Genomic DNA, 24,288 nt, shown 5'->3' on the forward strand with positions numbered 1-24,288 from the left:
CGGCGTGCTCCAAGGGCAGTGTCTCGGCCGCCGGATCGACGATCCAAAACGCCTTAGAAACGAGATCGCAGCATGGGAGCGGCAGCGAAACAAAACTCGCGCCCGTATCAACTGGATGTTCACAACGGACAAAGCTCGCACCAAACTGGGGCGCGCCTATCCAGGCATACCCAAAGAGTCAAAATCACTGTGACGAGCTACTAGGTTGCGACGGGCCGCCGGGCTGGCCAAGTCCGGCGCGTCCTGCCGGAGGCCCGATGTTCGATTCGCCGTTCGACTTCCTGACGCTCGTCCTCGCCATCGTCGCGATCATTTTCGCGCGCAAGGCGCTGGGCCGGATCGACCTGCTGCAGCGCCGCCTGGATGCGATCGAGGCCGCGGGCGGCGCCGCCGCGCGGACGGCCATGCCGCCGCCGCTGACTCCGCTGCAGGAGTTCGAGCAGACGCCGCCGACGGCGCCTTCCGTCGCGCCGCCACCGCTCCCGGAGGCGGCTCCCAGCGAACCGGCCGCGCAGACCGAGCCAGCCGCGGACGCGCCAGGTGCCGTACCGCCGCCCCTGCCGGAGCCGCCAGCCCCTCCGCAGCCTGCACCCGGCTTCGAGGAGACGCTCGGCACGCGCTGGGTGGTGTGGATCGGCGGCCTGACGCTCGCGCTCGGCGGCTTCTTCATGGTGCGCTATTCGATCGAGGCCGGCTTGCTCGGCCCCGGCGTCCGCACGATGCTCGGCGGATTGTTTGCGCTGGCGCTGCTCGGCGCCGGTGAATGGACCAGGCGCCAGGAAAGCATCTCCAACATCGCGGCGCTGCCGATCGCCAACATCCCGGCGATCCTCACTGCCGCCGGCACCGCGGTGGCATTCGCTACCGTCTACGCCGCCTACGCGCTGTATGATTTCCTCGCCCCGGCGAGCGCCTTCATCCTGCTCGGTATGGTCGCGCTCGGCACGCTGGCGGCCGCGCTGCTGCACGGACCCGCGCTGGCCGGGCTCGGCATCGTCGGCGCCTTCGTCACGCCGCTCCTGGTGTCGTCAGACAAGCCCGACTTCTGGTCGCTCTACGTCTACCTCGCCATCGTCACGGCGGCGGCGTTCGGCCTCGCCCGGATCCGGCTGTGGCGCTGGCTCGCGGTCACGACGATCGCCTTCGCGCTGCTGTGGACCTTCCCTTGCCTGCAATGCGGGCCCGAGATGATCGCGCCGCACGTCTTCCATGTCATCGCGGGCTTCGTGCTGGCGGCGCTGCTCGTGGTCTGCGGCTTCATGTTCGGTCCCGACGGCGACGGCGAGGAGATCGAGCCGATTTCATCTAGCTCGCTCGCCGCCTATCTGTTTGGCGCGATGCTGATCGCGCTCAACAGCGCCCACGCCGACACCGCGATGATCGGCTTTGCGCTGCTGACAGCCGCGAGCCTGCTTGTCGCCTGGCGCGCGCCTGCTGCTACCCGTGCGATCGGCGCCGCGTCGATCTTCGTGTTCATTGTGTTCGGCGAATGGGCCGTCCGCCGCAACGTCGACATGCTGGTGCTGCCGGGCGGCGCGATCCCCGGCATCGGCCGGTCCGTGACCGATGGCTCGGTCTCGCTGCATCTCGTCACCGCCGCGCTGTTCGCGGCCGCCTTCGGCATCGCCGGCTTCCTCGCGCAATTCCGTTTTACCACCACGAAGGTCACGGTGACCTGGGCCGCGGCGGCGGTGTTCACGCCGGTCGCGCTGCTGGTCGCACTCTATGCACGCATCGCGCATCTCGACCGCTCGATCCCGTTCGCGGTCCTCGCCGTGCTGCTGGCGGCGGCCTACGCAGCCGCGACCGAGGCGCTGACCCGGCGCGACGAGCGGCCGGAGCTGTCGCCTTCGATTGCGTTGTCCGCCACCGGCGCCCTCGCCTCGCTGGCGCTGGCGCTGACCTTCGCGCTCGACAAGGGCTGGCTCACCATCGCGCTCGCGCTGGTGTCGATGGGCACGGCGTGGCTGTCGGTGCAGCGGCCGATTCCGTTCCTGCGCTGGCTTGCCGCGATCCTGGCCGGCATCGTCGTGCTGCGCATCGGCTATGAGCCGCGGATCGCGGGCGACGCCGTCGGCACCACGCCGATCTTCAACTGGCTGCTGTGGGGCTATGGCGTGCCGGCGCTGTCATTCTGGGCGGCAAGCCATTTCCTGCGTCGCAACGGCGACGACGTCCCGCTGCGCATCGTCGAATCCGCCGCGATCCTGTTCACGGTGCTGCTTGCCTTCATGGAGATCCGCCACGCGGTCAACAGCGGCGATGTCTATTATGCCAGCGCCGGGCTGACCGAGGTCGCGCTGCAGGTCGGCGCGACGCTTGCGATGGCGATCGGACTGGAGCGGCTGCGCCTGCGCAGCGGCAGCATCGTGCACAATGTCGGCGCGATCCTGCTGACCGCATTCGCCGGGCTTGCCAGCCTGTTCGGACTGCTGGCGCTGGAGAACCCGATACTGTGGTGGCAGGACGTCGGCGGCAGCTTCATCAACCTGCTGCTGCTCGGCTACGCGCTGCCGGCGGTGCTGGCGCTGCTGCTGTCCTATGCGGTGGCGGGCCATCGTCCTGCCGGCTATGCCAACACGATCGCCGCCGGCGCGCTGGTCCTTGCGCTCGCTTACGTCACGTTCGAGATTCGCAGGCTCTACCACGGACCCGTGCTGACGCGCGGCGAGACCACGGGCGCGGAGCAATACACCTATTCGATCGCCTGGCTGATGTTCGGCGTCGCGCTGCTCGGCATCGGCATCGTCGTCAACTCGCAGCGGGCGCGGCTCGCGTCTGCTGCGGTGATCGGGCTGACGATCCTGAAGGCGTTCCTGATCGACATGTCGACGCTCACGGGTGTCTACCGGGCGCTGTCGTTCATGTGCCTTGGCATCGTGCTGGTCGCGATCGGCTGGCTGTATCAGCGGATCCTGTTTCGCAGGCGAACCGCTCAGCCGCTCGCGCAGGCTGAGGGTTAGGACTTGCCGTCCTGAAAGACAGCTTCAGTCGACGGACTCGGCGACCAGTCGAATCCTGAACACGGGTTTTCTGCCCTCGTCGAGCAGCTCCATGTGCCATTCGCTGTTCTGCTTCAGATTGCGCGAAATGCTGCCGAGGAAATTTCCGCAGACCTTGGTCATCTCGGCCCAGGCCACGTCGCGGCTTTCAAACTCCGTCGCGTGGTCGGATGCACCAGCGTAATCGCCATCACTAATTCGAAAAAAATATTGCGCCATATGACTACTCAAAATCAGAGTCCCCAATGTCCCGCCTCACGGCGAACGCCAGGTATTGAGTAGCGAGCAAGGCGTGGCGACCGCCATCCGTATGACTACGGCTTGGCGGCGCTATTCCCGCTAGCGCGCAGATGAAAGGTTAGTCGGTGGAGCGGCGCAATTCCGGCGCGCTCTCGACCTTGGCGGGCTCGGCCTTGACCGGCTCGAGCTTCGCGCTTCCGACCTGCGGCGTCTCAACGCGCGACACTTCGGTCTGCGAGGCATCCGCGGATCGGGTGCGCGGATGCAGCGAGCGCGGACGCGCCGCCGCGCGCGCCATCAGCATCTGCTGGCCGCCCTGGTGATGGAAATCGCAATAGGCAAAGCCCATGCCGGAGACCGAGCCGCGGAACGAGCGGTCGTCCTGCTTGTCGAGATTGAAGCACGGTTCGAACGGAATGCCCTTCAGCGACGCGCAAACGCTCTGACCGCGGATCTGCAGCGTGTTGCCGGGCAGGCGCAGGTGACGGATCGGCCCCGAGCCGGAGAACTGGACCGAGCCTGCCGCACCCAGATCGTCGAGGATGCGACCGGCGCCGCGGGTGCCATCGAAACAGGTGAACGCGAACACCTTGCCGGCGACGAACCTGCGGGCCTCATCGGCGTTCATCATGCCCGCGAATGCCGGCACGACCATTGCTCCGGCCGTGACGGCCCCCAACACCAAACGCGCAAGCATGAGCTACTCCACTTACGAGCGCGGGCACTCGCTCCTTGTTGCGCATGACCCCCGCACCAACGCTTTTCGACGTCTGCGCGAGGAAACCCGGCCCCCCGGGATCATGCTGCAAGTCTCTTTACCCGCTGCTTACCATACCAACAGTGGCAACATTGGAGCAGCTTGGTTGGTAAAGTCTGAACGTCCTCAGACTATTTTTACCACGATGCGGCCGCGGACCTGGCCACCGAGGATTTTCGCGCCAAAGCCCATGACTTCGTCCAGGGCGATTTCATGAGTGATATCAGCCAGTTTTGCCTTATCCAGATCGCTGGCAAGGCGGCGCCAGGCGGTCCTCCGCAGCTCGATCGGACACATCACCGAATCGATACCGAGAAGGCACACGCCCCGCAAAATGAAGGGCGCGACCGACGACGGCAGATCCATACCGGCCGCCAGACCGCAGGCCGCGATGGCTCCGCCATACTTCGTCATCGACAGCAGGTTGGCGAGCGTGGTCGACCCGACGCTGTCGACGCCGCCGGCCCAGCGCTCCTTCGCCAGCGCCTTGGGCGCACCTGACAGTTCTGCGCGGTCGATCACCTCGGTGGCGCCGAGACCCTTGAGATAGTCGGTCTCCGACGTCCGCCCGGTCGACGCGATGACGTGGTAGCCAAGCTTCGAGAGCACGGCGATCGCCACCGAGCCGACGCCGCCGGCGGCACCCGTGACCACCACAGGGCCGCTCTTCGGGGTGAGACCATGCTTCTCCAGCGCCAGCACCGAGAGCATCGCGGTATAGCCGGCGGTACCGACCGCCATCGCATCGCGGGCCGAGATGCCGTCGGGCAGCCGCACCAGCCAGTCGCCCTTGACCCGGGCCTTTTCGGCATAGGCGCCGAGATGGGTCTCGCCCATGCCCCAGCCGTTGCAGACGACCTTGTCGCCCGCCTTCCAGTCCGGATGGCTGGATTGCTCGACCGTGCCGGCGAAATCGATGCCGGCGATCATCGGGAACCGGCGCACCACCGGTGCCTTGCCAGTCAGTGCGAGGCCGTCCTTGTAGTTCAGTGTCGACCACTCGACGCGGACGGTGACGTCGCCGTCCATCAGCTCGGCTTCGTCGAATTGGGTGAGTGCGGCGGTGGTACCCTTGTCCGCCTTGTCGATCCTGATTGCCTTGAACGTTGCCACGATGTGCACTCCCCGTAATCTTGGTTTCGGGGAAATGGTTTACCCCATCAGGCAGGCTGCGCAACCGGGCGGACGACGGGCTTTTCGACGATCGGCAGATTGATCAGCGCCGACAGCACGCCAAACAGCACCGACAGCCACCAGATCGGGGTGTAGGAGCCATACTGCTCGAACACGATGCCGCCGAGCCAGACGCCGAGGAAGCCACCGACCTGATGGCTGACGAAGGCGAAGCCGTACAGCGTCGCAAACCAGCGCGTGCCGAACATCAGCGCCACCAGCGCCGAAGTCGGCGGCACTGTGGAGAGCCAGGTCAGGCCGGAGATTGCCCCGAACGCGATCGCCGAGAAGGTCGTGATCGGGAACGAGATGAAGGCGACGATCGACGCCGCGCGGGTGAAGTAGATCACCGACAGGATGTAGCGCTTCGGGAAGACGTTCTGCAGCCAGCCGACGCTGAGCGAGCCCACGATGTTGAACAGGCCGATCGCCGCGATCACCCAGCCGCCGGTCGATGCCGGAATGCCGCGGTCGGCGAGATAGGCCGGCAGATGCACGGTGATGAAGGCGAGCTGGAAGCCGCAGGTGAAGAAGCCGAGCACCAGCAGCACGTAGGAGCGATGGCCGAACGCCTCCGCCAGCGCGGTCTTGAACGACTGCTGATCAGCCGGCGCGGCGTCATTCGTCTCCGCCGGCGGTGTCGAGAGTGCCAGCGACAGCGGCAGGATCAGCAGCATCAGCGCGCCGAATACGAGGAGCGCGGTCTGCCAGCCGAAATTGTCGATCACCGCGACGCCGAACGGCGCGAACAGGAATTGGCCGAACGAGCCCGCGGCGGTGCCGGCGCCGAGCGCGATGCCGCGCTGCGCGGGCGGCAGCAGCTTGCTGAACGCCGACAGCACCAGGTTGAACGATGAGCCCGACAGGCCGAAGCCGATCAAGACGCCGGCGCCAAGGTTGAGCGAGAGCGGCGTCGCCGAGTAACGCATCAGGAGCAGGCCCGCGGCGTAAAGCAGTGCGCCGACGACCATCACACGCAGCAGCCCGAAGCGGTCGGCAATCGCGCCGGCGATCGGCTGGCCGAGCCCCCACAACAGGTTCTGCAGCGCCAGCGCGAGGCCGAACACGTCGCGGCCCCAGGTGAATTCATGGCTCATCGGCTGCACGAAGAAGCCGAGGCTGGAGCGCGGCCCGAAGCTCAGCAGCGCAATCGCGCAGCCACAGACGATGATGACAAGCGGCGTGCGCCACGTGCCCGACGTCGGTCGAAGATCCCCGGTGGTAACGGCCATCTTGTCTTCCCCCGCAACTGCTGCGCGGGGAGCCGCCCCGCCGAACGTTACGGGGAGTTAATGCAGGTGCATGAAAACCCCAAGAGGGGCCGGAGAAAAATATTCGCCTGCAGGGCTGCTCTGCAGAATCGGAGAGGATGATGACCGTCATTCCGGGGCACGCCGGCCGCGGAACGGGAGGCAGAAGGCCCTATCGCCGGGCGCTGGCCTGCTCGGCCGAGCTCTGGGCGGCCTCGGCGAGCTGCGCCGAGATCTTGGCGGTCTCGGCCGGGTTGCCCCAGCTCGGCGCGTCGCTGCCGTCGCCCCAGGCGCGCGGGCGATAGAAGGTGTGGACGCCGAACTTGTACATCTTCTTCATCTCGCTGACCCAGGACGGCCGCACCCAGTAGGCGTGGTAGTGGGTCGAGCGGTCGACTTCCGGCAGCCACAATTCGCCGTCGAGCATCGCCTTCGCGATCTTCTTGGCGCGATCCCACATGTCGGGCTCGCGGACGACGTCGGCGACGTTGTCGCAGGCGAAGGTGAACTGACAGGCGTAATGGCGATTCTTGTTCTGGTAGACCACGCCGCACACCGTCTCCGGATATTTGCCGGAGAAGGCGCGATTCAGCACCACCTGGGCGACCGCGATCTGGCCGCGCACCGCTTCACCGCGGGCTTCGAAATAGACCGCCTCGGCGAGGCACTTCTCCGACTTGGCGCGCGACTTCTCGTCGAACAGGCCGAGCCGCTCCGCCGGCGTCTTGGTGTGCTGGTCGTCCGCATTGACCTCGCCCTTCGGCGCGATGCTCTCGCCCATCTCGCCGGCCTTGACCGGACCGTCGGCATCGACCGGCAGTGACGCCATCACCTTCATGTCGGGATCGGGCGTTGCTGCCGGCGGTACGACAACCGGCGCCTCGCCGGGCTGCCAGCGCTCGAGGTTCTCCGGCGTGCCGAGCGACGAGCCGAAGAACAGACTGGCGGTCTGAAATGCGAACGGGTCGCGCTCGCGCGCCGCATCGGCGGGCGCAGCAGCGGGCTTTGCGGGCGCGGGCTTCAGATCGTCGAGCGGGCTGGCCTCGAGCGAGAGCGACACGTCGTTCTGCTGCGGCGACGGCTTGGCATATTGCGGCAAGGGCGGCGCGCGCAGCGCCTCCTGCAATTCAGGATCGAGCGGCGCGCTGTCGGCCGGTGCGGTCGCGGTCTTCATGCCCTTGACCGACGAATTCGATGTCGCCGGATCCTCGTTCGCCGGCGCCGTATTTGCAGGCTCCGCCGGTTCGACCTGATCGGGCCGCCGGACGACGAGGCGATCGCCCTTCATGGTGCGATCGACCTTGGGAAAATCGGATGCCTGATAGCGCGGCGGCGGGGCCGTGATCGGATTGCGCGTCACCGTTCCGGTGATGTCGAGGTTCGAACTGTCCAGTCTTGCGAGCAGGATTTGCGGCGCTTGCGGCGCGGACGTGCCGATCGGACGGCCGAAGCTGTAGGTCGCGACCTGGATGGAGCCGACGGCGGAGGCGAAGACGCGCTTCTGCCAGCGCTCGGCGACGCCGGGCTGCCGGGCCAGGAGCGAGGCGATATCCTGATATCCGATCTCGGTCGGCATCAGTGCGAAGATGCCAAGACCGAGACCGAAGAGCGCAAGACGTGCGCCCCTCGGCTGGTTACGCGACACAAACATCGTACGCTCACGCAACGCTTACTGAGTGCAATCGAACGCGGTACATCCGCGCAATTCGACCTTTCTCGTTGCTAAACCGTTTAGGTTGCCGCGGAGTTAATCGGCGTTGCTCGCGCGCTACACTCAAGCGATCGCGCATGTTTCGCACGTTGCATTGCGCGCCTTGGTAAACGCGCGGCGCATGAAAGTCGTAAACAACAAGTCAACGGAGATGGTGAACAAAGTGTTGCAGGCACGGTAGCCACCCGCCGTCATTGCGAGGAGCGACAGCGACGACTTGTCCGCCGAAGCCTTGGCGAAGGCTGAAGCGATCCATGGCTCGGCAAGTGGAAACATGGATTGCTTCGCGGAGCCTGTCATCGGGCGCGCGTTCGCGCGACCCGTCGGCTCGCAATGACGCTATATTTTCAGGCTGCCTCAACAAACAAAAATGGCCGGGACTTGGTCCCGGCCATCGCACTCTCTGAACTGTAAGATCGCTCACGCCTGGCTGGCGATCTCCTTGCCGAGCGCGGCCTGCGCCGCGGCGAGACGCGCGATCGGCACGCGATAGGGCGAGCACGAGACGTAATCGAGCCCGACCTCGTGGCAGAACGCGACCGACGCGGGATCGCCGCCGTGCTCGCCGCAGATGCCGACCTTGAGGTTCGGACGCGTCTTGCGGCCGCGGGTGACGCCGATCCTGACGAGCTCGCCGACGCCGTCGCGATCGACCGAGATGAACGGATCGATCTCGAGGATGCCCTTGGCGACATAGGTGCCGAGGAAGCTCGCGGCGTCGTCGCGGCTGATGCCGTAGGTGGTCTGCGTCAGGTCGTTGGTGCCGAAGGAGAAGAACTCCGCGGTCTCGGCCACCTCGCCCGCCATCAGGCAGGCGCGCGGCAGCTCGATCATGGTGCCGACCTGGTAGCTCAGCTTGACGCCGGTTTCCTTCATCACCGCGTTGGCTGTCGCATCGATCCGCGCCTTGACCAGATCGAACTCGGCCTTGGTCGCGATCAGCGGCACCATCACCTCGAGACCGACCGGCTTGCCGGTGCGCTTGCCGGCTTCGACGGCAGCCTCGAAGATCGCACGCGCCTGCATCTCGGCGATCTCCGGGTAGGCGATCGCAAGACGGCAGCCGCGGAAACCGAGCATCGGGTTGAACTCGGAGAGTTCGCGGGCGCGGTCGGCGAGCTTGCGCGGATCGGTGTTCATGGCGCGCGCCACTTCCTCGATCTCGGCCTGGGTGTGCGGCAGGAACTCGTGCAGCGGCGGATCGAGCAAGCGGATCGTGACGGGCAGGCCCTGCATGATCTCGAACAGCTCGACGAAGTCGGCGCGCTGCATCGGCAACAGCTTCGACAGCGCGGCGCGGCGCGACTGCTCGTCCTCGGAGAGGATCATCTCGCGCACGGTGCGGATGCGGGTCTCCTCGAAGAACATGTGCTCGGTGCGGCAGAGGCCGATGCCTTCGGCGCCGAACTTCACCGCGGTGCGCGCGTCATCGGGCGTGTCGCCGTTGACGCGAACGCCGAGCTTGCGGACCTCGTCGGCCCAGCCCATCAGCGTGCCGAACTCGCCGGACAGTTCCGGCTCGATCATCGGCATGCGGCCGGCCAGCACCTGGCCGACCGAGCCATCGATGGTGATGACGTCGCCGGTCTTGAAGGTGCGCGAGCCCACGCTCATGGTGCCGCGGCCGTAATCGACGCGGATGGTGCCGCAGCCGGAGACGCAGGGCTTGCCCATGCCGCGCGCAACCACCGCCGCGTGCGAGGTCATGCCGCCGCGGGTGGTGAGGATGCCTTCCGCCGCGTGCATGCCGTGGATGTCTTCCGGGCTGGTCTCGATACGGACCAGGATGACCTTGCGTCCGTCGGCCTGCAGCTTGGCCGCTTCGTCCGACGAGAACACGATCTCGCCCGAGGCAGCGCCAGGCGACGCCGGCAGGCCGGTCGCGATCACGTCGCGCTTGGCGGCCGGATCGATGGTCGGGTGCAGCAGCTGGTCGAGCGAGGCCGGATCGATCCGCGTCACCGCGTCCTTGCGCGAGATCAGGCCTTCATTGGCGAGCTCGACCGCGATGCGCAGCGCCGCCTTCGCGGTGCGCTTGCCGCCGCGGGTCTGCAGCATCCACAGCTTGCCCTGCTCGACCGTGAACTCCATGTCCTGCATGTCGCGGTAGTGCTTCTCGAGCAGCGTGTAGATCCGCGTCAGCTCCTTGAACGCGGCCGGCATCGCCGCTTCCATCGACAGCTTGTCGGAGCCGGATTCCTGGCGCGCCTCCTCGGTGATGTCCTGTGGCGTGCGGATGCCGGCGACGACGTCCTCGCCCTGCGCATTGATCAGGAACTCGCCGTAGAGCTTGCTCTCGCCGGTCGAGGGATTGCGGGTGAACGCGACGCCGGTGGCCGAGGTCTCGCCCATGTTGCCGAACACCATCGCCTGCACGTTGACGGCGGTGCCCCAGGATTCCGGAATGTCGTGCAGCTTGCGATAGGTCACCGCGCGCGCGTTCATCCAGGATGAGAACACCGCGCCGATCGCGCCCCACAGCTGATCGTGCGGATCCTGCGGGAAGTCGTGGCCGGTCTCCTTGGCGACCGCCTCCTTGTACTTGCCGACCAGCTCGACCCAGTCGTCGCCGGTGAGGTCGGTGTCGAGCGAATAGCCCTGGCCGTCCTTGAAGGTGTCGAGGATGTCCTCGAAGTGATGATGCTCGAAGCCGAGCACCACGTCCGAATACATCGTGATGAAGCGGCGATAGCTGTCATAGGCGAAGCGGCGGTCGCCGGAGAGTTCGGCCAGCGCCTCGACGGTGCGGTCGTTGAGGCCGAGGTTGAGCACGGTGTCCATCATGCCCGGCATCGAGGCGCGCGCGCCCGAGCGGACCGAGACCAGCAGCGGGTTCTTGGCGTCGCCGAACGTCTTGCCGGTCAGCTTGCCGACATAGTCGAGCGCCTTCTCAACCTGTGCTTTCAATTCCTTCGGATACGTCTTGTCGTGCTCGTAGAAATAGGTGCAGACCGAGGTCGGAATGGTGAAGCCGGGAGGCACCGGCAGGCCGAGATTGGCCATTTCCGCGAGGTTGGCGCCCTTGCCGCCGAGCAGATTGCGCAAGGTCGCCTGGCCCTCGGCCTTGCCGTCGCCGAACGTATAGACCCACTTGCCGGCCTTGATCGCAGCCGGGGCCGCCTTCTTCGCAACGGCCTTCGCCGGCGCCTTCCCAGCGGGCTTTGCGGCCGGCTTTGCAGCCGATTTGGGAGCGGCTTTCGGCGCCGCCTTCGGGGCGCTCTTCTTCAGCGCCTTGCGCGCCGGGGCGGCCTTGCGGGCTGCGGCGGAGGGCTTTGATTTCGCTGCTGTTTTCTCGGCAGTTTTCGCAGCAGTTTTCTTGGACTTCGCGACGGCTTTGGCCATGTCAGACAACAATCCGGAAGGAGGGGTCGAAGATGCGCGCCTTACACCATTTTGAGGGGTTCCGCGCAAGCCGCGAAACCCCGCTTTCCCGCTAGAGGTGCAACCAGCGCAGCAGACCCATCCCCACGAGCCCGACGAAGATCAGATAGATTGCGACGATGTAGTTGAGGAGCCGCGGCATGATCAGGATTAGGACGCCTGCGATCAGAGCCACGATAGCAGGCAGATGCCCAGCGGTGATGGTCATTGAAGTTTTCTCCGGGGGTTTTTGGAGGAGCGAATCGAGCGGCAGTTTATCCGCTGAGGGAAGTTCCCACATCAAGACGCCCGTCCCGCCGACGAGTTCCCGCAACTCACGAAAATTGCTCCAAATTGCCGCGTATATGGCGGCGGCTTTCCGGAACATCACCGCAGCCGATGCATTGGCTCGCCGTGCGCATCGGCGAAGGCTGGCGCGCACCGAAAAAGAATGGAGCGAGCCATGCGAAACAGATTACTTGCCGTTGCAGCGGTTGCTGCCGCGATCACGGTGCCGGCTGTTGCCGCACAGGCCCAGACCGTTGGCATCGTCCGCGGTGGTCCGGCAGTCGCCGTCGATGATGACGGAGGCATCGCGGTCGAACAGCGTCCGGCATTCCGCGAATACATCGTGCGCGAGCGTGTACCGAACTACACGGTTCCGGATCGCGTCGTGGTCGGCACCGTGCTGCCTGACGCCGGCGTGACCTATTACGACGTGCCGCAGCGGTTCGGCGCGACGCCCTATCGTTACACCGTCGTGAACGGCGAGACCGTTCTGGTCGAGCCGCGTTCGCGACGGATCGTTCAGGTGGTCGACTAGATCAACGTCAGCACGATCGCCTGAACGACAGTCCGGGCGCCGCGCAAGCGGATGTGCGCGAGGATCGACCGGACCAGAAAGCCCCGTCCGGCCTCCCCTCCGGGCGGGGCTCTTCCGTTCTGATGCCGTGCCGGGTTACGACTTGAGGATCGAGAGTAGCGTCGAGGTCGACTTGTAGCTCTTGATCGCGGCGTCCTGGAAATCCTGCGTCCAGTTGGCAGCCTGGCGCTCCTCCGCGCTCATCGAGGAATATTGCTTGAGGATGCCGAGGCTGAACTGGCGCGGATCGCCGGCGGTCTGGCTCTGCTTCAGCGCGTCGAGCACGGCGAGACGCGTCCGCGTATTGAGTTCCTGCTTGGCCGCGAAGATCTCCTCGGTGGAGAACTTCTTGTCCTGGTTCAGCGAGATCGCCGAGAGCGAGCGGTTGTCGAGCGAGGAAAGGTCGGCGAGCTGTCCGGTCTTGCGGCGGGGATCGTAGACCAGCTCCTTGCCGCTTTTCGCCGCCTCGCTCTTCTGCCGATCGAGGAAGGCGCGCACGTCGCTGGCAATGCTGCTGAAGTCGCGCGTGGTGCTCTTTGTGGGAGGCGCCGTCCCCGCCAGCGAGGCCGCGATCGGATCGCCGGAAATTCCCGATGGTGCCGTGTTCGGATCCTGCTGCGTCGCCTGATAGCCCTTCAGCACCGCGGCGCGCTGGCGGGCCCAGGTTGCGGTGGCCTTCTCCTCATCGCTCGCACCATCGAGATAATCGAGCGCGGTCTTGTAGCTGATGCTGTAGTCGCCGGTCAGGCGCGTGGTCGCCAGCGACGGCTCCAACGCCTTGTCGAAGCGCTGCTTTAGCTCGGTGGCCGCAACAGTCTGCTCGTCCGGGGTGAACTTGCCGCCATTGTTGGTCGAGATCGCAAACAGCGAGCGACGGTCCAGCGTCGAGAGATCGATGGTGGTCTTGCCGTCGACGATCGGCGCCTTGACGCCGGCGACCGTGTAGAGCCGGTCGAGCGTGATCCGCGCATCGCTGGTGACGGTGGCAAAATCCGGCAGCGGCGCCTTGGCGAGCTGCGCGCGGGCGGCGTCCGACAGCGTGAGGTTGGTTGCCGCGTTGGCCGTCGAGGACGCCGACAGATCGCCGGCGGTGCCGTCGCCCGACAAGGTCGCCGCCAGTGACGGCGTCGCTGCTGCCCGCGCATAGGCCGAACCATATTGGGCGTAGGGATTGGGCGTGGTGCCGATCGAGGTCATCGGGCGGTCCCTGCATTGGCGCGAGGGGCGATGTCTTAAGAAATCGTTGCTTTGTCAGGACCTTCGCAGGGCATGGTTAACAAATTGCAAATTGTGTCGAAATATTTCCAGCGCGACGCAAATCGCTGCGGCGGTGGTCTATTTGTCGACGACCCAGGCGTGGCGGCGCTGCGTGAAGACCGATTGCGACGGTGCGGGAAAATCGGGGTCCGCGAAGGCGCCGACCGCAACGCCGATCAGGTCCGGCGCGCGACCGGGCTCCCAATAGACCGACGATCCGCAATTCGGGCAGAAATGAAACACCACGGCAGATCCACTGCCGCCGATGCGGCTGTATTCGCGCGCCTCGCCCTGCGGCTCGACGTCAGCGCGCGGAAAGAACGCCGCGACGCCATAGGTGCTGCCGGTTCGCTTCTGACACTCCAGGCAATGACACAGCGCTACTGTGGTGGGCTCGCCCTGGCAGGTGACGCGGAGCTGTCCGCAGGCGCATGTCGCGAGCCGCGCCATCATCGCCCGCCCTTGCTGGCGACCAGCCGGTGAATGACCTTGCCGGACGATGCGCTGACGACCTCCGCGTCGAGCAGCAACTCGGCCGCCGCCAGCTCGGCCCGCACCAGCGCGGTATCGAACGCCGCGTAAAGCCGGCCATGCGCATCGCGCGCATCGTCACCTCTGGTCACGCGCCAGCTCAGATAGAAGATGCCGCCGGGCTTCACGATATCGAACATGCGACGGACCGACGGCGCGATCAGCGCGTGATCGAGATGCATGATCACGGTCTCGCAGAGCACATTGTCGAAGCTGCCGGAGGCGGTGCCGGACAGGTCCGGCAGCTCGGCGCGGGCAAAGCGCAGCGCCGGATAGCGGGCGCAGGCTTCCGCGAGCAGGCCCCCGGAGGCGTCGAAGCCTTCGGCCGGAAAGCCGTTGGCATTGAGCCAAGCCACCTCGCGGCCGCTGCCGCAGCCGATATCGGCGGTCGCGCCGCCCCGGATGAAGAACCGCGTGACGATGTCGTGCAGATCGACCGGGGCCGGCTGTTCGTGCCAGTCCTGCGCAAACGCCGCCGCATCCTTGTCGTAAGCGGCGAGCGTTGCGCGGTCCATCGATCAGCCCTCGATCCTGGAGAAGTCCGCAACCGCGCGCGTCGCAGCGCGGATCTCGTTGAGCAGCTTGAGGCGGTTTTCGCGCACCTTCGGATCGTCGTCGTTGACCTTGACCTTGTCGAAGAACGCATCGACCGCCGGACGCAGCTTGGCCATCGCGCTCATCGCGCCGGCGAAGTCTTCCTTGGCGACGGCGGCGGAGGCCTCGGCCTTCACCTGGTCGATCGCCTTGGCCAGCGTCTTCTCTTCGTCGAGCGTGTAGAGCGCGGCGTCAGGCGCGCCGTCGAAGGTCCGCTTGTCCCTCTTCTCCTCGATCGCGAGAATGTTGCTGGCGCGTTTCGTGCCAGCGAGCAGGTTTTTGCCGTCGTCGCTGTCGAGGAATTTGCCGAGCGCCTCGACGCGCCGGACGACGAGCAGCAGATCGTCCTGGCCACCAAGCGAGAACACGGCATCGACGAGATCGTGGCGCGCGCCCTGATCGCGGAGCTGGACCTTCAGGCGGTCGGCAAAGAAGGCTAGCAGATCGTTCGGCAGCGTTTCGGCATCGGCCTCGAGCGACAATCCGAGCAACGCGGATTTGGCCGTCTTCAGGATCGGCAGGCGCAGCGTATTCTCGACGATCAGCCTGATCGCACCGAGCGCTGCCCGGCGCAGCGCGAACGGGTCCTTCGAACCCGTCGGCTTCTCATCGATCGCCCAGAATCCGGCGAGCGTGTCCAGCTTGTCCGCCAGCGCGACCGCGACGCCGACCGGATCGGTCGGCACGCGATCGGTCGGCCCCTGCGGCTTCCAGTGGTCCTCGCTCGCGGCGGCGACGGACGCATCCTCGCCCTGCGCCAGCGCGTAGTACTTGCCCATCAGGCCCTGCAACTCCGGGAATTCGCCGACCACTTCGGTCAGCAAATCGGCCTTCGCGAGGCGCGCGGCGCGCCTGGTCTTCGCGACGTCGGCGCCGACCAGCGGCGCGATCTCGGCGGCGAGCCGCTCGATCCGCTTGATGCGCTCCGCCTGGGTGCCGAGCTTCTCGTGGAACACGATCTGCTCGAACTTCGGCAGCCGGTCTTCCAGCTTGGTCTTCAGATCGGTCTCGTAGAAGAATTTTGCGTCGGACAGCCGCGGACGGATCACGCGCTCATTGCCGGCGACGATGGTCTTGCCGCCGTCGGGCGCCTCGATATTGGCGGTCAGCACGAACTTGTTGGTCAGCTTGCCCGTCTTGGGATCCCTGACCACGAAGCACTTCTGGTTGTTGCGGATGGTGGCGCGGATCACTTCGTCGGGGATCGACAGGTATTGCTCCTCGAACGATCCCATCATCACGACCGGCCATTCGACGAGGCCCGAAACCTCGTCGACCAGTACCTGATCCTCGACCAGTTCGAGGCCCTGCGCGAACGCCAGTTCCTTGGCGTCCTCGAGGATGATGTCCTTGCGCGCCTGCGGATCGAGGATCACCTTCGCGGCCTTCAGCTTGGCCTCGTAATCCTCGAAGCGGCGCACGGAGATCGCACCCGGCGCCATGAAGCGATGGCCATAGGTGGTCTGCCCGGCCTCGATGCCGTCGACGGAGAACTTGACGATGTCGGGCTCCTCGGTCTCCAGACCGAAGGTCGCGGTGATGGCGTGCAGCGGGCGCACCCAGGTGAGCGAGCCTGATTTCGCCGAGCGCGCGCCCCAGCGCATCGATTTCGGCCAGGGGAAGGTCCGGATAATCACCGGCAGCATTTCCGCGATCACGTCGATCGCGGCACGGCCGGGCTTTTCGATGAGCGCAATGTAGAAGTCGCCCTTCGCATCTTTCTGGACCTTTGCTTCATCCAGCGACGTGAGACCGGTCGCTTTCAGAAAGCCCTGCACCGCCGCATCAGGGGCGCCGATCTTCGGGCCGCGACGTTCGGTCTTCAAATCGGGCTGGCGCGCGGGAATGCCGTGCACGGTGAGCGCAAGACGGCGCGGGGTCGCGAATGCCTTGGCGCCCTCATACACCAGGCCTTCGGCGACCAGCTTGTCGGTCACCATGCGGCGCAGATCGTCGGCCGCTTTCGCCTGCATGCGCGCGGGAATTTCTTCGGAGAACAGTTCGAGGAGAAGATCGGGCATCAGACCGCCCTGCCCGTTTCAGTGTGGATCCATGCCTCGCCGCAGGCCTTCGCCAGGTCGCGCACGCGGGCGATGTAGCTCTGCCGCTCCGTCACCGAGATGACCCCGCGGGCGTCGAGCAGGTTGAACACGTGGCTCGCCTTGATGCACTGGTCGTAGGCCGGCAAGGCCATCAGATGTTCCTTTTGATTCCCACCCTCACGCCAGCCGGCGGCGAGATATTTGCGGCAGGCCTCCTCGGCCATCCTGAACTGCTCGAACAGCATCGCGGTGTCGGCGTGCTCGAAATTGTGTCGTGAGTATTCCTGCTCGGCCTGCAGGAAGACGTCGCCATAGGTCACCTTCTCGGCGCCCTCGCGGCCGTTGAAGTTGAGGTCGTAGACGCGGTCGACGCCCTGCACATACATCGCGAGCCGCTCGAGTCCGTAGGTAAGCTCGCCCGCGACTGGCGCGCATTCGACGCCGGCGACCTGCTGGAAGTAGGTGAACTGCGACACCTCCATGCCGTCGCACCAGCACTCCCAGCCGAGGCCCCAGGCGCCGAGGGTCGGGCTTTCCCAGTCGTCCTCGACGAAGCGGATGTCGTGGACGGCGGCGTCGATCCCGATCGCGGCCAGCGACTTCAGGTACAGGTCCTGAAGGTTCGGCAGCGACGGCTTCATGATCACCTGGAACTGGTAGTAGTGCTGCAGGCGGTTGGGATTTTCGCCGTAGCGGCCGTCCTTGGGCCGGCGCGAGGGCTGCACATAGGCCGCGTTCCAGGGCTTGGGCCCCAGCGCGCGCAGCGTGGTCGCGGGATGGAAGGTGCCGGCGCCCATTTCCATGTCGTAGGGCTGCAGGATGACGCACCCCTGCTCGGCCCAGAACCGCTGGAGGGCCAGGATGAAGCCCTGGAACGAACGTTCCGGGCGCATGTGGTCAGGCAGGGCGTCCATCGTTGGAATCGATCTCGCGAGGGGGTGTGAGGCGCGCGGGACCGTATCGGCGGCAGCCAATGGAATCAAGGCGATGGGGGATGTTTCTGCACCTCGCCCCGCTTGCGGGGAGAGGTCGAAATTCGCGCGCAGCGCGCATTTCGGGTGAGGGGACTCTCCGCGTAGGTCTTTCGAATCTGCGGAAACAGCCCCTCACCCCGGCCCTCTCCCCGCAAGCGCGGGGCGAGGGAGATCCAAGCCCCCTAGCCCGGGCGATAGGCCCCGGTCACGGGGTCGCGGCGCAGGGTCTTAATTTCGCCCGCGCGGGTGGCCTCGGCCACGCGGGACAATCGCGCCTCTTCGAGTTCCTGGTTGATCCGGACGGCCGTCTTGTACGCCCAGCGGACCACGGCCAGGCTTCCCAAGACGCCTGCGAATGCAATCAGCGGCGGCATCGGTCGATCCTTGTCGTTCACGTCTGTCAGGCCCCCAATGACAGGCATTCTCGCGCAAGGCGGCCTGCGCCGCAATCGCGGTTTTTGGGGCTAAATGGCGCGCTCACATCCCTGTGTTCACAGCCCGAATCTGGCCCAAATCGCCCGGGTTTCCAGCGCCGAGATCACCTCGTCCGGCAGCGCGGCCAGCCCGTCCAGCGCCGCCAGCGACCCTGCCCCCGGCGCCCGCCGGCCGAGCAGGCCGGACAGCAAGCCGCTGGCCGGCGCAATCACCGGGGTCAGCACCTTGTCGCCATAGCGGGCCCGCAAAGTGGAGCGGATGTCGCCGATGCCGTCGGCGAGCCCGAGACCGATCGCGGTATCGCCGGCCCAGTATTCACCGGTGAACAGCATGTCGTCGGCACCCTTGAGGCGGCTGCCGCGGCTCTGCTTCACCAGCGCGATGAAGATCGCATGGATCTCGCGCTGGATCGCCTTCAGCCGGGCGACGTCGTCGGGGTTCTCGGGAAGGAACGGATCGAGCATCGCCTTGTGGCTGCCCGCCGTATACAGCCGGCGCTCGACCCCGATCTTCTTGATCAGCCCCTCCAGGCCAAAGCTGCCGCCGACCACGCCGATCGAGCCGAGGATCGAGGACGGGTCGCAATAAATCTCGTCGCCCGCGCAGGCGATCATGTAGCCGCCGGAGGCCGCGACGTCCTCGACGAACACCAGCACCGGCAACTTCTTCTCGGCGGCGAGTTGCCGGATGCGCAGATAGATCTGCCGTGACTGCACCGGCGAGCCGCCCGGCGAATTGATCACCAGCGCCACCGCCTTGGCATTCCGCGTGCCAAAGGCGCGCTCCAGCATCTTGGCGACGCCGGAGAGTGTCATGCCGGGCCGCAACGGCGTCACCGCGCCGATCACGCCTGCCAGCCGCACCACCGGCACGACGGCCGCGCCGCGCCTGAAGCGCGCCGGCAACACTGCCTGCACGCGTTCGAGCAGTCCCGAACGTCCAGCGTGATCACTTATTTGTTCACTCATGCCGTTACCTCGAATTAACCACTTTTTATCACGCCACTGTCATTGGAATCCGTGGAACGCGTTTTGCATTTTGTCATTGGGGCTGCAATGCGCGGGCGGAGAGGGACTCATGAAAATCTATCTGCTGATTTTGCTGATCGGTACACTCCTGGCGGCGATCCACTTCACGTCCACGCCGGACCGCCAGTCGGAAACGGCTTCGCAGTGATTTAGTGCCTCTGACGACGTGGGCAGCATGCCTGCCCGCTAAAGCGCAATGCCATCGCGCCTTGGCTTCTTGTTCGAGCATGATCGTTTTAGCGCCGCGCCAGCGGCAATTCCCCCTTCCCAGCCAACACCTCCTGCACCCATTTATTGGGCACGCCTGACTCTTCATTGAGCAGCAGTGCGGCATGGAGCCGCGTCGGCGCCCGGCCGCCCTTGGTCGCCCGCACCAGGATTCGGATCGCCGGCGACGTCCCGTCACCGTGAACCGGCAGGATCTCGAGGCTGCCAAAACCACGGTCCAGCGCGGCCAGCACCTCGGCAATGCCGTCGGCCCGCCAGATCAGCGCAAGCTGCCCGTTCGACTTGAGAATCCGCCGCGCCGCGTGAACCCAACCGGCCAGCGTGGTCGCGCTCGCGACATGGGCGCGCTCGCGCACACCGTCCGGCGAGGCGCGGTGCCGCGACGGATCGTTGAACGGCGGGTTCATCAGCACGACGTCGGCGCTATCCGGCCCGAGGCCGGCATCATCGAAGGCTGCGGCGCCGGCTTCGACATCAAGCACGATCACCTCCGCCATGATCGCGTTGGTGGCGGCATTATTCCGCGCAAGCTCGGCCAGGGCCGGGTCGATTTCGACCAGAACGGGATTGATCCCCCTCACCCGCCGCGCCACGGCCAGCCCGGCCGCGCCGACGCCGGAGCCGAGATCGACGACGCGGTCGCCTGATCGAGCCGGCGTCGCCGCGGCGAGCAGGATCGCGTCATGGCCGGCGCGGTGGCCGCTGCGGGGTTGCCGCAGGCGCAATTGGCCACCGAGAAATCCGTCTTCGGTGATCCCGGCGGCCGGAGACTCGCTTTTTGACGCGTTTTCTTCACGCGAACCGGGGCCCATTTCGCTCGAAAACGCTCTAGTCATCGGCCCGCAATTCGTGGCCGAGGCCGGCATCGGTCAGGAGCTGGCGGGCCTCGTGGTTGTCGTCCTCATGCACCAGGATCCGGCGCGGCAAGACGCCGAGCGAGCCCTCGATGATGCTCATGTTCTGGTCCAGCACCAGATGATGGATGTTAGCGCTGTCGAGCAGCGCGCCGATGGCGGAGACCAGCACCATGTCATTGGTCCGTACCAATTCCCGCAAAATACGCTCTCCTGTCGCCCCGGCAATGCGGCACTTGCGCCACATGTCAATAACTTGATGGCCTTGCCGCTGCACCGCGCAGTTTCTATTGTTATAGCTGAGCATAGTGCGTATTCGGCAAAATTGGAGACCAGCGTGGCGGTTATTGTACCCTTCGAAAGCCCGTCCAATGCTTCGATCGACGGGCTGGTGGGACTTCTCGCCGCCGACATGGAGCGCGTCAACGCGACGATCCTTTCGCGGACCGGCTCCGAGGTCACCATGATCCCCGAGGTCGCCAATCACCTGATCTCCTCCGGGGGCAAGCGGTTGCGCCCGATGCTGACGCTGGCGATGGCCCAGCTCGCCGACTATTCCGGCGACGGCCATATCAAGCTCGCCGCCGCGGTCGAGTTCATGCACACCGCGACCCTGCTGCATGACGACGTGGTCGACGAGAGCGAGCTGCGCCGCGGCAAATTGTCCGCGCGGATGCTGTGGGGCAACGAGGCCAGCGTGCTGGTCGGCGACTTCCTGCTCGGCCAGGCGTTCCGGATGATGGTCGAGGTCGGCTCGCTCCGCGCGCTCGACATCCTCTCCGCCGCCGCCGCCACCATCGCCGAGGGCGAGGTGATGCAGCTTGCCGCCGCCAAGAACACCGCGACCACCGAGGACGAATATCTCGCCGTGATCCGCGGCAAGACCGCGGAGCTGTTCGCCGCCGCCTGCGAGGTCGGCCCCGTGATCGCCAACCGTCCGAAGGCCGAGCAGACCGCCTGCCGCTCGGTCGGCATGAATCTCGGCATCGCCTTCCAGCTCGTCGACGACGTGCTCGACTATGGCGGCAAATCCGCAAAACTCGGCAAGAATGTCGGCGACGATTTCCGCGAGGGCAAGATCACGCTCCCGGTGGTGCTCGCCTTCCGCCGCGGCAATGACACCGAACGCAAGTTCTGGATCCGCGCGCTGGAGCGCGGCGAGATCGGATCGGCCGACCTCGATCACGCGATCGGACTGATGACCAAGCACCGCGCCCTCGAAGACACCATCAGCCGCGCCCAGCACTACGGCGCGATGGCGGTCGACGCGCTGGCGCTGTTCCCGCCCTCGCCGATGAAGACCGCGCTGGAAGAGGTCGTCGCGTTCTGCCTGGCGCGCTCTCATTGATCTAGGCGCTCGCGAACAACAGAGGCGGTGTGTGTCGTCCTGCGATAGCCGGGACCCATACTCCGCGGCGAGAGTTGTAGGCGGGTCTCGTCATTCCAGCGTCACGCAAATAACAAGCATCGGTGGTCATGGGTCCCAGCTTTCGCGGGGGCGACAGCAGGGTTTGCTGCACCGGCGCCCGCTACTCCTTCACCGGCACCCAGATCTCCAGCCCGCCATTGCCGGTACTCGCATCGAACTTCTCGTCGTAGCGCTCGAAGTTCGGCGCGTCCGCGACCTTCATGCCGGATTGCGGCAGCCAGCGATTCCAGATCGTGTTGACGGTGCGGCGGATGGTCGAGATGTGGTCGGCGTGGGTGAACACGACGTATTTCTGCTCGGGAATGCGGACGCGCGCGAACTCGCGCGGCAGGTCGGAGAAATCGGCGACCTCGACGCCGGCGATGTAATCGAAATTGCCGGCATCGTCGCCGTTGCAGCAGACGCCATAGGCGACGTTGCCGACCTGGCGGGGGATATGCGCGCATTGCTGGTGGAAGCCCTGCCACTGGTTCGGAATGCCGGCATCGCTGCCATTGCCGTGGTTGTAACGCTCGCCGATGCCGGCGACGAGGAACGCCTTCCCGGTGGCGATGCGCGGCGGATCGATGTGGTCGAGAGCTGTCGAGATCATGGTGATCGGCTCCTGGAGATTGAGTGTCGTCAGACACGTTGTCGCGCGCACCGTCTCGGGCGTGACGCCGAAATGGTCGCGAAACGCGCGGGTGAATGCTTCGTGGGAGCCGTAATCCGCATCCAGCGCGAGGCTGAGAATATCGGGCGCACCGGCCGCGAGCTCGCGCGCGGCTTCGCTGAGCCGCCGGGCCCGCACATAACGCATCACCGAGAACCCGGTCGCCTCCGCGAACGCCCGTACCAGATGGAAGCGCGAGACGCCGGCTACGGCGGCAATCTCGTCGAGTGTCAGCGGCGCGCCGAGATGGCTTTCGATATACCAGAGCGCCTTCTGGGCTGGATTCATGGATGACGGCTTTCCTGCAAAGCTCGGGCATCATGCACGGCGGCCGCGCGCGGCATTTGACAGTCCTTGCTGCCCGACGGCGAAACCGCGGTTCCGCTCCACGGAAATTTACCCGCAAAGCCGTCGCTGGCAACAATGTTGCAATCGTGCATACTCGCCAACGCATCGATCCGACGGCTCATCAAGCTGCCCGATAATCAAGACTGCAAGAGCCGCGGCCAGCATGTCAGGGAGGACAATGATGCACCACCAACGCTTGAGCTATGCCAACTGCGTCAAATCAGCGGCGCTTGCGGGGCTTTTGACGATCGCCGTCGCCAGCGCCGCCAACGCGCAGAAGAAATACGATCCGGGCGCAACCGACACCGAGATCAAGGTCGGCAACATCATGCCCTATTCCGGTCCGGCGTCCGCCTACGCCACGATCGGCAAGACCGAAGCCGCCTATTTCAACAAACTCAACAGCGAAGGCGGCATCAACGGCCGCAAGGTCAACTTCATCTCCTACGATGACGCCTACTCGCCGCCGAAGATGGTCGAGCAGGCCCGCAAGCTGGTCGAGAGCGACGAGGTGCTCCTGATCTTCAATCCGCTGGGCACGCCGGGCAATACCGCGATCCAGAAATACATGAACGCCAAGAAGGTGCCGCAGTTGTTCGTGTCCACCGGCGCGGCCAAGTGGAATGATCCGAAGAACTTCCCGTGGACCATGGGCTGGCAGCCGAGCTACCAGGTCGAAGCGCGCATCTATGCCAAGTACATTCTGCAGAACTATCCGGGCAAGACCATCGGCGTGCTCTATCAGAACGACGATTTCGGCAAGGACTATCTGATCGGCCTGCACGACGGGCTCGGCGACCAGGCCAAGAAGCTGATCGTCGTCGAATCCTCCTACGAGACTTCGTCACCGACGGTGGATTCGCAGATCGTGCAGATCAAGGGCGCCAACCCTGACATCTTCGTCAACATTGCAACGCCGAAGTTCGCGGCGCAGGCGATCAAGAAAGCCGCCGAGCTCGACTGGCATCCGGTGCAGTTCCTGACCAACGTCTCCGGCTCGATCGGCGGCGTGATGAAGCCGGCCGGCTATGAAGCGAGCCAGGGCGTGCTGTCCACGGCGTATCTCAAGGACCCCAAGGATACCGAGTGGAAGAACGATCCGGCGATGACCGAGTGGCGCGCCTTCATGACCAAGTGGTATCCCGAAGGCGACCTCGACGACGCCGCCACCGTATTCGGCTATGGTGTCGCCAAGGGGCTCGAGCAGGTGCTGCGGCAATGCGGCGACAATCTCACCCGCGAGAACCTGATGAAGCAGGCGGCCAGCCTCAACTTCGAGATCGGCATCTATCTGCCCGGCACCAAGATCAAGACCGGGCCGGACGACTATGCGCCGATCGAGCAGCTGCAGATGATGCGCTTCAAGGGCGAGAGCTGGGAGCGGTTCGGCCCCATCATGAGCGGCGAGAAGAGCAGTTGAGGGCTTTCCTCCACAACTTTGCGGTTCGTGATGCCCGGCCGTGCGCCGGGCATCCACGTCTTCGACATGATTCACGAGCAAGACTTGTCGCAAGCAAGACTCGTTACGAGCAAGATTTGCGATGGCCGGAACCCAGACCAG

At 65.5% G+C, this 24,288-nt stretch carries 22 protein-coding genes and 1 pseudogene; 5 read left to right on the forward strand and 18 right to left on the reverse strand.

The window, feature by feature from the left end; genetic code table 11:
- Together ACZBJS_RS09810 and ACZBJS_RS09815 are read left to right on the forward strand one after the other, a co-directional pair.
- Window positions 1-193, forward strand: a pseudogene (locus tag ACZBJS_RS09810) (IS630 family transposase); the annotation flags it as partial.
- 64 nt (window positions 194-257) lie between these two features.
- A complete protein-coding gene (locus ACZBJS_RS09815; protein ID WP_316393668.1) occupies window positions 258-2,963 on the forward strand; it encodes a DUF2339 domain-containing protein in 2,706 nt (901 codons plus the stop codon).
- Window positions 2,964-2,987: 24 nt separating this feature from the next.
- Here the strand turns inward: ACZBJS_RS09815 and ACZBJS_RS09820 are convergent, their stop codons facing one another.
- From ACZBJS_RS09820 to ACZBJS_RS09855, 8 genes are all read right to left on the reverse strand, one after another.
- Complete coding sequence (locus ACZBJS_RS09820; RefSeq protein WP_016844381.1) at window positions 2,988-3,221, reverse strand: DUF6894 family protein; 234 nt, start codon at window positions 3,219-3,221, stop codon at window positions 2,988-2,990.
- A gap of 139 nt (window positions 3,222-3,360) precedes the next feature.
- Window positions 3,361-3,939 (reverse strand): hypothetical protein, encoded by a 579-nt coding sequence (locus ACZBJS_RS09825; protein ID WP_028332627.1) that lies wholly within the window; start codon window positions 3,937-3,939, stop codon window positions 3,361-3,363.
- Window positions 3,940-4,125: 186 nt separating this feature from the next.
- A complete protein-coding gene (gene acuI, locus ACZBJS_RS09830) occupies window positions 4,126-5,112 on the reverse strand; it encodes an acrylyl-CoA reductase (NADPH) (protein ID WP_316393667.1) in 987 nt (328 codons plus the stop codon).
- A gap of 47 nt (window positions 5,113-5,159) precedes the next feature.
- On the reverse strand, window positions 5,160-6,404 hold the full coding sequence (locus tag ACZBJS_RS09835) for an MFS transporter (RefSeq protein ID WP_316393666.1): 1,245 nt from the start codon (window positions 6,402-6,404) through the stop codon (window positions 5,160-5,162).
- A gap of 190 nt (window positions 6,405-6,594) precedes the next feature.
- Window positions 6,595-8,073, reverse strand: a complete 1,479-nt coding sequence (locus tag ACZBJS_RS09840) for a cell wall hydrolase (RefSeq protein WP_463438672.1) — start codon at window positions 8,071-8,073, stop codon at window positions 6,595-6,597.
- Between the two features lie 123 nt (window positions 8,074-8,196).
- Entirely contained in the window at window positions 8,197-8,409 is a 213-nt protein-coding gene (locus ACZBJS_RS09845) for a hypothetical protein (protein ID WP_168857493.1), read from the reverse strand.
- A 144-nt stretch (window positions 8,410-8,553) separates the two neighbouring features.
- A complete protein-coding gene (gene ppdK / locus ACZBJS_RS09850) occupies window positions 8,554-11,475 on the reverse strand; it encodes a pyruvate, phosphate dikinase (protein ID WP_168857492.1) in 2,922 nt (973 codons plus the stop codon).
- Window positions 11,476-11,566: 91 nt separating this feature from the next.
- Window positions 11,567-11,722 carry a DUF3096 domain-containing protein gene (locus ACZBJS_RS09855; RefSeq protein ID WP_016844375.1) on the reverse strand — a complete coding sequence of 52 codons (156 nt, stop codon included), beginning with the start codon at window positions 11,720-11,722 and terminating at the stop codon, window positions 11,567-11,569.
- Window positions 11,723-11,956: 234 nt separating this feature from the next.
- Here ACZBJS_RS09855 and ACZBJS_RS09860 point away from each other — a divergent pair, with 234 nt between their 5' ends.
- Window positions 11,957-12,316, forward strand: coding sequence for a DUF1236 domain-containing protein (locus ACZBJS_RS09860; RefSeq protein ID WP_076824009.1), 360 nt, complete (start codon window positions 11,957-11,959; stop codon window positions 12,314-12,316).
- Between the two features lie 135 nt (window positions 12,317-12,451).
- Here the strand turns inward: ACZBJS_RS09860 and ACZBJS_RS09865 are convergent, their stop codons facing one another.
- The 9 genes from ACZBJS_RS09865 to ACZBJS_RS09905 all read right to left on the reverse strand — a co-directional run bounded on the left by ACZBJS_RS09865 (window position 12,452) and on the right by ACZBJS_RS09905 (window position 20,500).
- A complete protein-coding gene (locus ACZBJS_RS09865) occupies window positions 12,452-13,552 on the reverse strand; it encodes a hypothetical protein (protein ID WP_316393664.1) in 1,101 nt (366 codons plus the stop codon).
- Window positions 13,553-13,690: 138 nt separating this feature from the next.
- Window positions 13,691-14,065 (reverse strand): GFA family protein, encoded by a 375-nt coding sequence (locus ACZBJS_RS09870; protein ID WP_057014925.1) that lies wholly within the window; start codon window positions 14,063-14,065, stop codon window positions 13,691-13,693.
- The gene (locus ACZBJS_RS09875; protein ID WP_076824004.1) at window positions 14,062-14,658 is read right to left on the reverse strand and encodes a class I SAM-dependent methyltransferase; all 597 of its coding nucleotides are present in this window, start codon (window positions 14,656-14,658) and stop codon (window positions 14,062-14,064) included. Before ACZBJS_RS09875 ends, ACZBJS_RS09870 begins: the two co-directional genes overlap by 4 nt.
- A 3-nt stretch (window positions 14,659-14,661) precedes the next feature.
- Window positions 14,662-16,758 carry a glycine--tRNA ligase subunit beta gene (glyS, locus tag ACZBJS_RS09880; RefSeq protein ID WP_463438673.1) on the reverse strand — a complete coding sequence of 699 codons (2,097 nt, stop codon included), beginning with the start codon at window positions 16,756-16,758 and terminating at the stop codon, window positions 14,662-14,664.
- Complete coding sequence (locus tag ACZBJS_RS09885; RefSeq protein ID WP_316393662.1) at window positions 16,758-17,693, reverse strand: glycine--tRNA ligase subunit alpha; 936 nt, start codon at window positions 17,691-17,693, stop codon at window positions 16,758-16,760. Before ACZBJS_RS09885 ends, glyS begins: the two co-directional genes overlap by 1 nt.
- A 242-nt stretch (window positions 17,694-17,935) precedes the next feature.
- A complete protein-coding gene (locus tag ACZBJS_RS09890; RefSeq protein WP_026193154.1) occupies window positions 17,936-18,127 on the reverse strand; it encodes a hypothetical protein in 192 nt (63 codons plus the stop codon).
- Between the two features lie 117 nt (window positions 18,128-18,244).
- Complete coding sequence (locus ACZBJS_RS09895) at window positions 18,245-19,156, reverse strand: S49 family peptidase (protein ID WP_057014921.1); 912 nt, start codon at window positions 19,154-19,156, stop codon at window positions 18,245-18,247.
- 296 nt (window positions 19,157-19,452) lie between these two features.
- A complete protein-coding gene (locus ACZBJS_RS09900) occupies window positions 19,453-20,256 on the reverse strand; it encodes a tRNA1(Val) (adenine(37)-N6)-methyltransferase (RefSeq protein WP_316393864.1) in 804 nt (267 codons plus the stop codon).
- A 16-nt stretch (window positions 20,257-20,272) separates the two neighbouring features.
- Window positions 20,273-20,500 (reverse strand): putative signal transducing protein, encoded by a 228-nt coding sequence (locus ACZBJS_RS09905; RefSeq protein WP_026193157.1) that lies wholly within the window; start codon window positions 20,498-20,500, stop codon window positions 20,273-20,275.
- A 135-nt stretch (window positions 20,501-20,635) separates the two neighbouring features.
- Between ACZBJS_RS09905 and ACZBJS_RS09910 the strand changes: the two genes are divergently transcribed.
- A complete protein-coding gene (locus ACZBJS_RS09910; protein ID WP_057015096.1) occupies window positions 20,636-21,646 on the forward strand; it encodes a polyprenyl synthetase family protein in 1,011 nt (336 codons plus the stop codon).
- A gap of 181 nt (window positions 21,647-21,827) precedes the next feature.
- Here the strand turns inward: ACZBJS_RS09910 and ACZBJS_RS09915 are convergent, their stop codons facing one another.
- The gene (locus ACZBJS_RS09915; RefSeq protein ID WP_229193006.1) at window positions 21,828-22,667 is read right to left on the reverse strand and encodes an AraC family transcriptional regulator; all 840 of its coding nucleotides are present in this window, start codon (window positions 22,665-22,667) and stop codon (window positions 21,828-21,830) included.
- Window positions 22,668-22,905: 238 nt separating this feature from the next.
- Here ACZBJS_RS09915 and ACZBJS_RS09920 point away from each other — a divergent pair, with 238 nt between their 5' ends.
- Window positions 22,906-24,147 carry an ABC transporter substrate-binding protein gene (locus ACZBJS_RS09920; RefSeq protein ID WP_229193007.1) on the forward strand — a complete coding sequence of 414 codons (1,242 nt, stop codon included), beginning with the start codon at window positions 22,906-22,908 and terminating at the stop codon, window positions 24,145-24,147.
- Window positions 24,148-24,288 lie beyond the last annotated feature (141 nt).

It is taken from the genome of Bradyrhizobium sp. KZN70725 (assembly GCF_055264925.1).